This window comes from Nostoc linckia z4, assembly GCF_002608075.1.
GTDB lineage: Bacteria > Cyanobacteriota > Cyanobacteriia > Cyanobacteriales > Nostocaceae > Nostoc > Nostoc linckia.
The window spans coordinates 36,275-50,905 of sequence record NZ_LAHA01000058.1 but is presented as its reverse complement, the minus strand read 5'-3'; the positions used below and the strand labels follow the sequence as shown (position 1 = coordinate 50,905).

Here is a 14,631-nt window from a genome sequence, read left to right as displayed (position 1 = left end):
CCCTACCCCCTTACCCCATGCCCAATTCCCTATACAAAACAAATACAGTAGACGTTGAATCGTAATTGCTATTAAAATACGGTAAGCTAGTCGGATTACCGGATTTTATGTGTGAAACTGCGAGCAAATTAGTCAGGAGTAGTAATTCAGCAATGGGTGGACAGTGAACAGCTATCAAGGCTTCTTTTGGGGATTTTGACCCTAGCTTAGTCTCCTCACTGATAACGAGACTGCGATCGTGCGGACACTTGATAACTGATTCTTGAAATTCCCAAAGAATATGCACTATCTATTACTACCATTTTTAAGTTTCTTTGTTGGCATCATTGTTGGTTTAACGGGAATTGGCGGAGCCTCTCTCATCACCCCAATGTTGATTTTTATCTTTCAGGTTCCGCCTTCTGTTGCTGTGAGTTCTGATGTTGTAGCTGCCACATTGATGAAGATTGTCGGTAGTGTCAAGCATTGGGAACAAAAGACACTTGACACAGAAATTGTCAAATGGCTGGCATTCGGGAGTGTTCCAGGCTCATTGTTCGGCGTGGGAATTTTGCACTTTATTAAACTTACCGGCGAGTATAACCTGGATCGGATTTTGCTTCGTTTGCTTGGGGTAATGATTCTCCTAGTGACTTTGTTGGCATTAGTACAGTTGTTGTTATTGACGTTTTTCCCCAAGTTTAATTTACCTGAACTACCCAAATTAGACCTAGAAACTAACTTTGGGCGTTTTCAGACAATAATTGTGGGAGCAATTTTAGGCTGCTTGGTTGGTTTAACAAGTGTCTCCTCTGGTTCAATGTTTGCCCTAGTAATAATTGCATTTTTCAATCTTGATGCTCGCAAGTTAGTCGGTACAGACATTTCACACGCAGCCATTTTGTTGCTGTTTACCTCCTTTGGACACCTGAGTCTCGGAACAGTTGACTGGAGTCTAGTAGCACCTATCTGGTTAGGTTCTGTTCCAGGAGTATTACTAGGTGCTAAAGTCTGCCAACTAGCTCCACAACGCCCGCTACGGTTTATTATTTATGCAATCTTGATGATGGTGAGTTGGAAATTAGTTCATCAAGTGTAGAGGGAGTGGGGAATGAGGAAGTGTGGAGAGGCAGGGGAAAAGGTTAAAGGTTAAAGGGAAAAGTAATAAATCTTTCCCCTTTTCCCCTTACCCCTTTCCCTTTCCCTATGCCCTATGCCCTACGCCCCATCCCCCAATTTAAAATCAATCGGCAATAGGCTAAATGTGCCTCGTTCATACATAATAAATACACCCAAGGCAATTAATACAAATGGTACGAGAGCGTGGCCGTAGCGACTTAAAATATTGGCAATGGTAGGTTGACGGCTTAATGAATAAGCGATCGCACACCAAACCCCTACCATGATAAAAAATATACTTAAAATTACTGCCAAGCTCGTAAAGTTCTGACCGGCAAATAGCGGGATATATATACTAATATTGTCACCGCCGTTGGCGATGGTTACGGCTGCAACTTTATAAGTTTGGGGATGCAAAACACTCAAAAGAAAAGCCAATATTGGGTTAGTAGGTGTAGGCTGACTAAAATCAGTACTTACCGTTTGAACTGTAATCGCTTCTTCTTTTTTAGATACTAATTGCTGAACACCAATTGCTATTGGTAGCAGTCCTAGTAATCCTATCCATTCGCGTTGGATCGCTAAGCCACCAAAAAATCCTGGTAAGCTAGCAATGATAATGGCTGCAAATCCTAAGTATTGACCGAGTAAGATGTGCCGCCGTCGAAAATTAATATCTATTTGTGAGAAAAATACTAATAAGATAATGATGTCATCAATATTGGTGGCTGTAAAGGCAATAATTCCTTCAGTGAAAGCTGTTACAAGCTTACTCATGCTGGATAAATAGGGATGTAGGGGAGGATCTGTTCTGTTATTGCTATGAAGGAAGCAATCCCAAAACTTTGGTAAAAAACTACGGTTCTCAAGTTACACAATATTTATAGGAATCCGGTTTGATATCTGAAATTATGTGTGTAATCAGGCAAAAGGGTTTCAGAGAATATGGGTGTACGGAGTTATTTCTACCCAATCCAATAGGAGTCCTATAACAAGCAATTTATTAGTATATCAAGTTAATGTCCTGGAATAACTATGTTACTGCAATTAGTACGGGGGCAATTACATTTATTGCCACTAACATTGATGATATTGTTATTCTGTTGTTATTTTTTTCTCAAATAAATTCTACTTTTCGCCCCCGGCATATAGTTACTGGTCAATTTTTAGGTTTTACATTTTTGGTAATCCTGAGTCTTTCTGGTTTATTTAGTGGATTAGTTTTATCAAAAAGCTGGATTGGATTACTTGGTTTGCTACCAATTGCCATAGGGATTAGTAGTTTAATCAATCAAGAAGAAAATTCTTCAGAAGAAGTTTTGCCAGAAACAGAAGAATATCACCAAACAACAATTCCTAATTTACTTTCTCCTGAAATTTACAGTGTGGCAGCCGTCACAGTTGCTAATGGTAGCGATAATATTAGTGTTTACGTGCCATTGTTTGCTAGCAGTAACTTAGAAAGTTTTGTGGTAATTATAATAATGTTTTTTATGTTGTTAGGAATTTGGTGCTACACTGCATACAAACTAACTAAACAGAAAATCATAGCTGATATCTTAAGTCGCTACATCAACCATGTTGTACCTTTTGTCCTTATAGGATTAGGGGTATTTATTGTATTAAAAAGTGAAGCTTTGAGTCCGATAAAACTAGCAGCTAGTTGTTTTTGTTTGGTAATCTTGGTGAAAAATAATGAAATTGAAGACAATTCAAGTACTTGAGTGAACAAGGCAAAAATAAAAAGTTAAAAGGCACTCATCAATAAAAAGATAATGCTCACAGAGCAACTAAATTTATTTATCGGTAAAGGCAGTCCCAATGAAAAAAAATTCATACTCAAACACAACCCTGTGAAAAATTTTGCACAGGGTTTAGACTGGTCTGTCATACCAATTTTTGATTTTAAATACTTTGATAGGCTCAGTACAAGTTTGGAATTTGGGATTAAAAGCCTTTGCTACAAAGCTGTTCCAAAAATTTCCAACTATACTTCCTATGCTAATTTAGTATCAAACTTTGCTCAACCACTCATTTTCCTCTGGGTCTTTAAACAGTGAGGTACTGAGGTAGCGTTCGCCGAAGCTTGGTTGTACCATAACAATGAGGCGACCTGCATTTTCTGGTCGTTGTGCAACTTGAATAGCTACATATAAAGCAGCACCAGTAGAAATACCAGATAGTAATCCTTCTTCTTTTGCTAGGCGACGGCTGTAGGCGATCGCTTGATCGTCTGTAACCTGAATGATTTCATCTACCAGTTCCGGACGGTAAATTGCTGGGACGAATCCCGGCCCGATACCTTGGATTTTGTGGGGGCCTGGTTTCCCACCACCTAATACTGGACTACTGGTTGGTTCAACTGCGATCGCTTGAAAACTCGGTTTGCGCTGTTTAATAACTTGCGATACTCCTGTAATTGTCCCCCCAGTCCCCACTCCCGCCACCAGAATATCTATTTCTCCATCGGTATCATCCCAAATTTCTTCTGCGGTGGTTTGGGCGTGAATTCTGGGGTTAGCAGGGTTACGAAACTGCTGCAACATATAAGCATTGGGGGTTTGAGCTAAGATTTCCTCTGCACGAGCGATCGCTCCTCGCATCCCTTCTACCCCTGGCGTTAACTCTAGCTGTGCGCCATAGGCTCTGAGCATGGCTCGCCTTTCTTGGCTCATTGTGTCAGGCATCGTTAGAATAAGATGGTAACCCTTAGCAGCTGCCACCATTGCTAAGGCAATGCCTGTATTCCCAGAGGTTGGCTCCACTAAAACCGTCTTTCCGGGATGAATCAAACCTTTTTCTTCTGCGGCTTCCACCATACTTGCGCCAATCCGGTCTTTCACAGAAGACGCTGGATTCATGCTTTCTAGTTTCACCACAATTTGAGCAACCGCTCCCGCAGCTTGGGGAATCTTGTTTAATTGAACTAAAGGAGTTCGTCCGATTAATTCTGTGATATCTCTGGCTATCCGCATATAAGCACTCTTTTGTCAAACAATTTGGGATGAGAGGATTTTGGACTTCGACTACGCTCAGTCGAACGATTTGAGATTGACTCTACACCTGTTCGGCTAGCCTTGGCGCTTTTGAGGTAAGAGTTTGAGTCAAGAATTCTAGATTTGGCAGCAAAGAATGTTCCAAAAATAAAGCAAGCTAACTCTAGGAATTTTTTAGACTTTTAGTTTTGAATCAACAACCCAAAATTTAAAATCTAAAATCTCAAATTTGCTGGCTAAATGTAATACATGGGACTCTGCTGAGCGCGACTTTCCCTTTCCTGGCACAAATCTTGGAGCGTATAGCTACCCAAAACTTCAATTGAAGCTGCATTGGCTTGCTCCCAGATTTCATAAACTAAAGTTCTTTCCAGAGTCGTAGATTCAGAAGTATCTTTTTCTTTGCGCTCACCTTCCACTAAAGTCACAATTTCCAGCAAGGTGATTTGCCAAGGTTCGCGAACTAAGATGAAACCTCCTTTGGAGCCACGTTGACTTTGCACCACACCAGCGCGCCGGAGGTTGGTCAAAATTTGTTCCAAATAGCGCTCAGGTATGGGTTGTTTAGCGGTGATTTCACTCATGGTCAGAGGAACTTTTTTCCCGTGGTGGCTTGCTAGTTCTAAAAGTGCTAACAGCGCGTATTCCACTTTGGAAGACAGATCGAGGAGAGAGTAGTTTTGGCTATTCAAGACTGTACTCAATATACTACGGTTAATTGAGAGGTTTATCGCATTTTAGGCGAAATTTATTTTTTCCAAGTGTCGGATGTGATAGCATCCCACTTATCACCACAAATAAACACTATAATCTATCGACTTACCGTAGTTTATCATTTAAGAAAATTCCCATGAATACTTAATTTTTGAGTGGGAATTATCCGAGTTTGGGAACTCCAAAAATCAAACTAAAACTCAAGACAATATGCTACTAACTGATTTGCGAACCATTTTTGAGCGTGACCCAGCAGCGCGTAACTGGATAGAAGTGTTGTTCTGTTACCCTGGATTTCAGGCACTACTGTTCCATCGAGTAGCACACTGGCTGTATAAAATCGGAATTCCCTTTTTACCGCGCTTTATTTCTCATATTAGTAGGTTTTTCACAGGAATTGAAATCCATCCTGGGGCATTAATTGGTAAGGGAGTGTTCATCGATCACGGTATGGGAGTAGTGATTGGTGAAACAGCGATCGTCGGCGATTATGCTTTGATTTATCAAGGTGTTACCCTTGGTGGTACGGGCAAAGAAAGTGGCAAACGCCATCCAACTTTAGGTTCTCATGTGGTTGTGGGAGCCGGTGCAAAAGTATTGGGGAATATTCAAATTGGCGATCGCGTCCGCATCGGAGCAGGTTCAGTAGTCCTGCGAGATGTACCTAGCAACACCACCGTTGTGGGAATTCCAGGACGTGTAACTCGTCATAACAATTTATCTGGCCATGTTCTAGACCACGATAAAGTCCGGGACGTAGAAGCCGAAGTCATCCGCGCTTTATTTGAACGAGTCAAAGCTCTAGAAAAACATTTAGAAGAATTAGAAAATGAATCAAGCCTCTTCCCCACAGAACTTGGTAACGAACCAACCAACAAACCCAAGTGCAACAATTCTGACGGCATGATTGAAGATTTTCTTGATGGTGCGGGGATTTAGGAATGGGGCATGGGGAAGAAGCAGGGGAGGCAGGGGAAAAGGTTAAAGGGAAAAGGTTAAAGGGAAAAGGTTAGAGGGAAAAGGAAATAAATTTAATCTTTCCCCTTTTCCCCATGCCCCATGCCCCATGCCCCATGCCCCATGCCCTATGCCCCATTACCTGTATAAAAACATTAATAATTTCAATACACAGAAGCTTTTATAACCTGATATATATATACTACGGTTAGTTTACCAAAAAACAGTATTATGCATTATGGTTTCTTTATACACAAATCTTACTAATTTGCAAAGTAATAATACTAAGCAAGTTTTTGCCCGTCGTTCATTTCTGCCAGAATATCCAAATAGTCTTTGGAAGATTGAAACGGGTTTTGTCAGGACTTTTACTTATCTGGAAGATGGTACAACTGTTGCTCTAGGATTGTGGGGCCCTGGAGATGTCGTTGGAAAGGCTTTGTCAAAATTAGAACCTTATCAAATGGAATGCCTAACTAAAGTAGGGGCGACAGTCTTACCTTTAGAGGAGTGGAGTGAACTCACAGAAACTCTACTTACCCATATCCAACAGGCTCAAGAATTGATGGTGATTCGTAGCCATAAAAAAGTTGATACTATGCTCATCAAACTATTAGCATGGTTATCTAAAAAGTTTGGTTCGGAAGTTGAGAAGGGGCGTTTAATAGATATGCGTCTAACTCATGAAGATTTAGCGGAAATGGTCGGCTCAACTCGTGTAACCATTACTCGTGTTCTTGGCCAATTTGAGCAAGAGGGCTTGATCGATCGCCTTTCTTTGCATCGAATTGTATTACGAGAAGAAGACATTTGGTACTACGAAATTTAGACTATTTGCTAATTCTCAATTGTGACTCCTGAATTTTTTAGTTAGCGATCGCCATAGACGCTAGAGAAATCCAGCCAAATGGGTAATCCGAGTTTTTTTAAATAACTCAGGCTGGAGTGGAGTTGCTTTGTTCTCCCCCATAAATCCAAATCAAACCAGCCGTCATCTTGGTTATCGGGTTTGAGTATGGCACTAGTGATATTGACTGTTAGTCCATAGTCAGAAACCAACTTGGAAATCACTGGTTGTTCGTAGTAGGTTTTCAAGACGCACAGTTGCAACCGCAATCGATTGCTTTGACCGAGAGAAATCCATTGCTCAAATTCTTCTTGCCATTGATGTGTGAGGTGTGCAGAACCTCTAGGACTGAGTTTGTAAATTGAATCAGGAAAGTTTAGGGAGTTATGGGTGGGTTGAATTTGGTTGGCGATCGCTAGTTGTAGTAGATTTACTCCCAATCCTTGCAAGTAAGATAAGCTATTTGTCAGCTTTTGCGGATTTCCCGAAAGTTCTAAATCAAACCAACCATCGCTATCAGTATCTAATGTCAAAGATGCAGCTTTGATATTGACGGTTAAATCATAACGAGATACCAGCCGAGAAATTATAGGTTGCGGATGATACCGCCCAGGCACGAGAATTCGGCTGTGGACTGAAGCAGGTTTTATGGATTTAGTGCCAGACATAATACCATTTGGGATGAGAGGATTTTAGATTTTGGATTGTTAAAGAATTGTTAGATAAAGTTTTGGCTACGGAACTCGAAAAAATAAACAACATTTGGTTGTTGACGGTTCACAGCCAATCGTCAACAGTCTTCTATGGAATATTTTTTTTACTTGGAAGTCCCTAGAGATTTTCATCTTTTAGGCTTTGATTAAAATACGGTAAATCTATCGAATTAATGTATTTACTGTAATGTAAAGGAGGTTCCCATAAAGCCCAGAAAAAAACAATGAGTGAATTTACGTAAAATATGCTCTATTTATCTCAAATAATTTCAGCATAAAAGGAAGTAGGGAATCGGGAGTCGTGACCCTACTATTCCCGCCCCGTTGGCGTAGCCTCTCGTAGAGAAGGGGTGGCAAACAATCGATCGATTAATGAAAGACCATTTATAAAATAAACCTTAAATTGTAATAGCGTAGCAAGGCTAAAATAATCCATTAGTAAACTCTTGTGGGGTGGGCATCCTGCCCGCCCGGACGGGTGAGGACACCCATCCCACAATAAAATCTATTGCAACATTTAAGGCTTACCAAACCTTTCCCCCTTTCCCCTTGCCCTTTTCCCCACTTCTCTTAGAAGTCTAGTAATTAATTTCAATATTCGAGTAATAAATTTTCTATATTTCAGTGAAATTATCATATATTTAAGAACATGAGGAGTTAGGAAAATCTCTCCCCCTTACTCCTCATAAAGCTACTCCTTACACTTGCTTCAAGTACAGCAATTTCCTGATGCATTTAACATCTAACCAAAGATGCAATTAATGTTAAATAAGCAAGTATTTCTGTAAACCAATATGATAAATATAAATAATTACTCAGTAGATATATCCGGTTTATTGATGTTTATTAGACATCATTATATATTTTGTTAGACAACACCAACGAGACGTTGCAATGCAACGTCTCTACATGTTGATTTAGATATTTATCGATGTTAGCTCATCAGCAAACATAGAACTTTAGTTAGTATTAGACAATATATTTTCGATATCTGATAACTGCACGACTCGCGAAATAGTTGGAGTACTAATTACAAAAAACGGTGTGCCAGCAACAGCTAATTTTTCTGCTAGCTGGATGTCTTTTTGAATGGCGGGAGTGGCAAGAGTCTGGTCGCGTTGAAATTTAACTAAATCTAAATTCAGATTTTTAGCAATATCTAAATACAATGCTTCACTTAGTTGCTTTTGATTAGTAAATAGGGCATCATGATATTCCCAAAACTTACCTTGTTGATGTGCTGCCCAAGCTGCGGCTGCTGCTGGTAATGCTTGGGGATGAATTGCAGCGAGCGGTAAATGCTTGTAAACTAATTTTATCTTGCCTTGGTATTTAGCTAATAATTGTTTCAAGGTTTTATGTGCTTCAGCACAGTAGGGACATTGAAAATCTGAAAATTCCACCAGCAGAATTTTTGAATTAGTTGCGCCAGTGGTTGGAGAGTTACCAATTACTGTTTGGGGATTTGTTTTTAAATCTTGTAAAAATGCTTGGCGGACTTGATTGAGTTTCTGTTGTTGTTGCTGCTGATATGCCTGAACAGACTCGATAATTACCTCTGGATGTTCGCGGATAATTTGTAATACTTGCTGTTCTAGTTGGGGATCGATGCGGTTAGCGGCTTGTGCAGGAAGCGACCAGGTGAAAAGCAAACATAATATACCTATTATTGGCAAGGTACGCAGAGATTGAACTAATTGTCTAAACCAACTAAAGAATATAGTCATACAAAAATTGTAAAAAAAGAGAAATTCTGTGGTAGAGATGATCGATAGAAAGCTAATCCTGCGTTAACTTTCGTCAATCATGATAAAGTATCATTTTGGTTAACAAGATTGCCTGACAATCTTTATTGACCAAGTTTCGTTAGGATATTGTAACCTGGGCAATAGCCACTCTTTTAGTGATGTGACGCCTAGCAATCGCTTTTTCACATCTATGACAACAACCATTGACTTTCTCAGTCACCTAAACCCCAGCCAACGCCAAGCTGTCGAGCATTACTGCGGCCCGTTGCTAGTAGTTGCTGGTGCAGGTTCGGGTAAAACACGAGCGCTAACTTATCGGATTGCCAATCTGATTCTAAAACACCGTGTCGATCCAGAAAATATTCTGGCGGTTACTTTTACCAATAAAGCGGCGCGGGAAATGAAAGACCGGATTCAACGGTTGTTTGCTGAAGAAGAAGCAATAAAACAACACAATCAGCGATTGGATTTGTTGACAGAATACCAACAAATGCAATTGCGATCGCAAGTTTATAAAAATACTATTAAACATTTGTGGTGCGGTACTTTTCACAGTTTATTTTCCCGGATTCTACGCTTTGATATTGAAAAATATCAAGATGAAAAAGGACGCCGTTGGAATCGCAATTTTTCTATATTTGATGAATCTGATGTTCAAACTATCATCAAAGAAATTGTCACTAAACAACTAAATTTAGACGATAAAAAATTTGATGCTCGTTCTGTGCGCTACGCCATTAGTAATGCCAAAAACCAAGGTTTATCACCCCAAGAATTTGAACAAGAGCAACCGAATTATCGGGGACGGGTAATTGCTGATGTCTATAATCGTTATCAAGATAAGTTAGCAGAAAACAACGCTCTGGACTTTGATGATTTAATTCTCGTACCCACTAGATTATTTCAACAAAACGAGCAAGTATTGGATTACTGGCATCGCAAGTTCCGCCATATCCTCGTAGATGAATATCAAGATACTAATCGGACTCAATATCAACTGATTCATTTATTGGTAACCAACGGCGAAACTCAAAAGAGTGAATGGCAATGGCAAAATCGCTCAGTTTTTGTTGTTGGTGATGCCGACCAATCAATTTACAGTTTTCGCATGGCAGATTTTACAATCTTGCTAGAATTTCAGGAAGATTTTGGTGATGGGTTGCCAGATGATGATACCCGCACAATGGTGAAGCTAGAAGAAAACTATCGCTCTTGTGAAAATATTCTGCAAGCGGCAAATGAACTAATTGAAAATAACACCCAACGCATTGATAAAATCCTCAAACCAACGCGGGGCCCTGGAGAGCAGATTTATTGTCATAAAGCCGATGAAGAACTAGCGGAAGCAGCATTTGTGATTAATCAAATTCGCTCTTTAGAACAGAAAAATCCAGAGTTGGACTGGGGTAGTTTTGCTGTTCTTTATCGCACAAATGCCCAATCTCGCCCCTTTGAAGAATTGTTAGTGAAATATCAAATTCCTTATACAGTTGTGGGAGGAATGAAATTTTATGACCGCAAAGAAATTAAAGATGTTCTAGCTTATTTAAGGGCGATCGCCAATCCATCGGATACAGTAAGTTTATTACGAGTTATCAATACTCCCCGGCGCGGTATTGGCAAAACCACCATTGATGCTTTGGTGAATGCTTCCCAACAATTAGGGACGACTTTGTGGGAAATACTCAGCGATGAAACATCGGTGAATACATTAGCTGGAAGGGCTACAAAAGCTGTAAATAACTTTGCCGAAATGATTAGCCGTTGGCAAGGACAAATCGGTGCGCTTCCTGTCACAGAAGTTTTACAAGGAATATTAGAAGATTCTGGTTACGTCCAAGACTTGATAAATCAAGGCACAGATGAAGCCACAGATAGAGTACAAAACGTCCAGGAACTTTATAACGCTGCATTGCAATTTCAAGAGGAAAACGAAGATATTTCCCTGACAGCATTCCTCCAAAGTACCGCCCTCAGTTCTGATTTGGATAACTTGAAAGAAGGACAAACGGCCGTTTCTTTGATGACTTTACACGCCTCCAAAGGGCTAGAATTTCCCGTAGTCTTTTTGGTGGGATTAGAACAGGGGCTATTTCCTGGCTATCGTTCCCTGAGTGACCCCGCAGCTTTAGAAGAAGAACGTCGTTTGTGTTACGTGGGCATTACTCGCGCCCAAGAAAGGTTGTATTTATCACATGCCCGCGAACGACGTTTGTATGGTTCCCGCGAACCTGCTATGCCATCGCAATTTCTCAGTGAATTACCAGAAGAATTATTAATTACCCAACGTGTAAGTCGTCAAACTTATACTAAAACTGCTGTTAATTCTGGCATTAAGTCAGATACTAACCAAAGTTGGCAAGTAGGCGATCGCGTATTACATAAAACTTTTGGTCTAGGTGAAATAACTCATGTTTTTGGAACGGGTAATAAGTTATCTGTAGCGATTAAATTTGCTAGTTTGGGGCAAAAAATCGTTGACCCCAGAGTAGCGCAGTTGCAAAAAGTCGATTAATAGGGGATGTTAAATGTGAACCGTCAACAGTCAACATCAGCAATGCCCTCCCCTTTGTTGGAACAGAACAGCTATAATCGCCGTCTCTTATCACCGAACCCCAAACCTATTAAACTAAATGATGAAAAATACACAATAATTTAACAAAGCTTAAAATAGGCTTATTATAAAATTGCAAATGGTGTGAGTTTAACAAAGCGGATTTAATTAAAGATGCCTACTTGTATATCCAGTGTGCCCAATCGCGAGTCTCAAACCAGTTTGGTTACCAAGTTAACCAAATCTTATTATCAAGACGATCAACAAGCTAAATTTATGCACCTACAAGCGGAGATAGACTCCCTGTTGCAGCAGTTGGAAAGCCTGAAGCACCAACGCCTAGCTGCTAGTAGCCAAAAAGAATAACTCCGTTTTTGAAATAGCGATCGCCAACGCCCCTTTGGACTAAATTTTTGCTCAGTGCGTGCTATTCAAAGCGCTGATTTTTATCTGACCAGCGCTTGAGACTATATTTATCAGCGTTTTCTACTAGTAAAGCTGGAGACTGCACCCCTGAGAGCTTGGCGATCGCAGACAATTTTTGCAAGGAATTTTCTGTAAAATCTGTATAGATGACCTCATTGTTGTCAGACACAATCATGGTACGGTCAGGAGATTGATTTGTGTTTTCCTCCCCAGTTCCAGGTTGAGGCTGATTCAAAGACGCAATGCTTGTCCCTGAAATAGTGATTACGATTTCCGGCTGAGCATTATTTGTTAAATCGATAGTTTGAACGGGCCAATCACCTAATTTTTCTTGCATCTGTTCAAAGCTAGGAATTGGGCCGGTCGGAACTTCTCCGGACTTTTGTAAAGATTCCCACAAGTTTGATATTATAGCCTTGACTGCTGAAGGATTTTGTGCATACAGTTCTCGGAGAGTGATGGGAAACGGTTGCACCCATTCCAGTGCTGCATTGGTTAGGGCTAGGGGTTTTGGTTGCAGAACATTGTTTTGATTCCCTGGAATTTTTGGCGCAGCAACTAGTAAGCGCAAAACTCGATTTTGTAGTTGCACAGCTTTGATAGTACCTATGGTAATTTGCTGTTCTCCGTTTGGTAGCCAAACCACTATCTGCATTTGGGGGTCAGAATTAATTCCCAAAGTCTTCCAGAAAAATTTTGCTGTTGAAGTTTTGGGTGGCTTCAAATTCTCAAAAGGAAAATTTAGCCAGCGTTTACCATCAGAAAATGCACTCACCTCCACCTGATACCAAACTTGGTTATCTGTAAGTTTCAAGTCTGCTGGGGAATTTGGTTGTAGCCACTCGCCACTAGTAACTTTAGCGATGGGTTGCACTGTACCAACAATTTGACTGGGGTGGGATATCTGCGACGTAACCTCACCATCGAGTTTTACCAACAGATTTTGAATATAAGCAAGACGATCTTTGGTGATTTTGGGTTGTGTCTCCAACCAAGAATTAGCAGCTTCTTGTCCCCGTTGCACTGCCAATATTAAAGCAAACCAAGCTTGCACTTGTTGTCTATCTGGGTTCACCCGCAACGCTGCTACTGTACGATTCCACAAGCGTGTTTCATCACCTTTGAGTAGAGTGCCAATTTCTTGGACATTATCTGCTGATTCAAACACTTGCAAACCTTTTTCCCAGCGCCCATCAATTAAATTTGCTAATATTTGTTCGCTGGGACTTGCCCAACTTTTATCGGCTTGGGATTTAGTCACCAGTGAGTGTAAGCGAATTAAATCCATTTGGGCTTGCGCCCCCTCTGGTAATCCTTTACGTTGTTTTTTGATAAATTTCAACCATTCAAAGGCCGGCGTCCACAGTCCGCTACGGGCAATTGACAAGGCATTTTGGTAAGCAGAATCCTTGAGGACTGGTGATTTGAGGTTAATTGCTTCCAATTGAATTGGTTTGAGAAATAACTTCAGAGGCTTGACTTGATAAACATCCAAGTGCGGTTCTAAACCTACAGTTCCATCAATAACTAACTCTTTTGTCGCATCGCCAGTTACTTGTTGCCATTTGGGCAATTGACCGCTGGGACTCTTCCAAGACAACATTTGTTGGAGATTACTGCGTTCTGGATTGTAGTATACGATGTCACCGTAAGTAATGACACCAATTCCCTGTTGGCGTTCACCCCGTAAATTAAACCAAACTCCTGCTGATGGTGTTTGACCTTCAAAGCGTTGTACCTTAGTTAAAGGTAGAGGAACACTGATATCTTGGGGTTCTAATATTGCATCAGGCAAAGAAGAAATCACAAAGGATTCTTCCGGCCCAGTTATTGATAATTGACTTTCTAAATAGTAGTAATTTTCTGGCTCAGACTTAAACTCTAACTCTTGTGAACGTTGATAAACCCTAATTTCCACAAGTTTTTGACAATCAGATTCACAATTGGTACGTCGCTGAAAAACTGGCATGAAAAACGAGTTTTTCGTATCTTGATACAAAGGTAGAAGTTCGCCGACTATGAGATTTTTTTGAGTTAAATTCAGTTCAATTTGTTTAAAAGTTTGCGGGCGTTCGTGTTTACCCAGAGGTATTTGTGCCCATAGAGGTAAAACTTTATTCAGCCAGCTTACTTGGTCTGGATTCAAAATGAAGAGAATACTAATCCAGGCAAAAGTAATAATTAAACCGACACTACTCAATAAAATAGCGATCGCCAGTGTTGACGGCAACCAACTTAGCGGTTTTGGTTTTGGAAGTGTCTTTTTAACTACGCGTTTCCTCGTAGTAGCACGAGGTTGATTTTGTTTAGTTTTTGGCGTCAACTTGCGCCAGCGTTTTGCCATATTCTTTGATTATTGGGCAATGGGCAATGGGCAATGGGCAGGGGAAAAGGTTAAAGGGAAAAGGGAAAAGGAATAAATTTAATCTTTCCCCTTTTCCCCGGTTGGTGAGCTTGTCGAACCATACCCCTTTCCCTTTCCCCCTTGTCCTCTTTTCCTAATAGTTATACTCGCCCTTTGTGAACTTGCCCAGAAGTATTATGTCTAATTTTCTACAAAATACGTAAATTTACTCAT

General features: G+C 40.4%; 12 protein-coding genes. 6 read left to right on the top strand and 6 right to left on the bottom strand.

Annotated features, from left to right (window positions below; all coding sequences use genetic code 11):
- The first annotated feature begins 280 nt into the window (after nt 1–280).
- Nucleotides 281–1,078, top strand: a complete 798-nt coding sequence (locus tag VF06_RS31225; RefSeq protein ID WP_099069358.1) for a sulfite exporter TauE/SafE family protein — start codon at nt 281–283, stop codon at nt 1,076–1,078.
- A gap of 119 nt (nt 1,079–1,197) precedes the next feature.
- On the opposite strand, the gene VF06_RS31220 is transcribed toward VF06_RS31225, so the two are convergent.
- A complete protein-coding gene (locus VF06_RS31220; RefSeq protein WP_099069357.1) occupies nt 1,198–1,875 on the bottom strand; it encodes a cadmium resistance transporter in 678 nt (225 codons plus the stop codon).
- 242 nt (nt 1,876–2,117) lie between these two features.
- Here VF06_RS31220 and VF06_RS31215 point away from each other — a divergent pair, with 242 nt between their 5' ends.
- The gene (locus VF06_RS31215; RefSeq protein WP_099069356.1) at nt 2,118–2,822 is read left to right on the top strand and encodes a cadmium resistance transporter; all 705 of its coding nucleotides are present in this window, start codon (nt 2,118–2,120) and stop codon (nt 2,820–2,822) included.
- A gap of 288 nt (nt 2,823–3,110) precedes the next feature.
- Here VF06_RS31215 and cysK read toward each other — a convergent pair whose 3' ends face one another.
- Nucleotides 3,111–4,073, bottom strand: a complete 963-nt coding sequence (gene cysK / locus VF06_RS31205; protein ID WP_099069354.1) for a cysteine synthase A — start codon at nt 4,071–4,073, stop codon at nt 3,111–3,113.
- 257 nt (nt 4,074–4,330) lie between these two features.
- Nucleotides 4,331–4,813 carry an RrF2 family transcriptional regulator gene (locus tag VF06_RS31200; protein ID WP_099069353.1) on the bottom strand — a complete coding sequence of 161 codons (483 nt, stop codon included), beginning with the start codon at nt 4,811–4,813 and terminating at the stop codon, nt 4,331–4,333.
- Between the two features lie 205 nt (nt 4,814–5,018).
- On the opposite strand from VF06_RS31200, the gene cysE reads away from it, so the two are divergent.
- Nucleotides 5,019–5,747, top strand: coding sequence for a serine O-acetyltransferase (gene cysE / locus VF06_RS31195; RefSeq protein WP_099069352.1), 729 nt, complete (start codon nt 5,019–5,021; stop codon nt 5,745–5,747).
- A gap of 256 nt (nt 5,748–6,003) precedes the next feature.
- Nucleotides 6,004–6,594, top strand: coding sequence for a Crp/Fnr family transcriptional regulator (locus VF06_RS31190; protein WP_099069351.1), 591 nt, complete (start codon nt 6,004–6,006; stop codon nt 6,592–6,594).
- A 41-nt stretch (nt 6,595–6,635) separates the two neighbouring features.
- On the opposite strand, the gene VF06_RS31185 is transcribed toward VF06_RS31190, so the two are convergent.
- Complete coding sequence (locus tag VF06_RS31185) at nt 6,636–7,280, bottom strand: NIL domain-containing protein (RefSeq protein ID WP_099069350.1); 645 nt, start codon at nt 7,278–7,280, stop codon at nt 6,636–6,638.
- A 1,004-nt stretch (nt 7,281–8,284) separates the two neighbouring features.
- On the bottom strand, nt 8,285–9,052 hold the full coding sequence (locus VF06_RS31180; RefSeq protein ID WP_099069349.1) for a DsbA family protein: 768 nt from the start codon (nt 9,050–9,052) through the stop codon (nt 8,285–8,287).
- 211 nt (nt 9,053–9,263) lie between these two features.
- On the opposite strand from VF06_RS31180, the gene pcrA reads away from it, so the two are divergent.
- Together pcrA and VF06_RS31170 are read left to right on the top strand one after the other, a co-directional pair.
- Nucleotides 9,264–11,588, top strand: coding sequence for a DNA helicase PcrA (gene pcrA, locus VF06_RS31175; RefSeq protein ID WP_099069348.1), 2,325 nt, complete (start codon nt 9,264–9,266; stop codon nt 11,586–11,588).
- Between the two features lie 213 nt (nt 11,589–11,801).
- On the top strand, nt 11,802–11,993 hold the full coding sequence (locus VF06_RS31170; RefSeq protein ID WP_099069347.1) for a hypothetical protein: 192 nt from the start codon (nt 11,802–11,804) through the stop codon (nt 11,991–11,993).
- 61 nt (nt 11,994–12,054) lie between these two features.
- Here VF06_RS31170 and VF06_RS31165 read toward each other — a convergent pair whose 3' ends face one another.
- Complete coding sequence (locus VF06_RS31165) at nt 12,055–14,397, bottom strand: hypothetical protein (RefSeq protein WP_099069346.1); 2,343 nt, start codon at nt 14,395–14,397, stop codon at nt 12,055–12,057.
- Nucleotides 14,398–14,631: the final 234 nt, after the last annotated feature.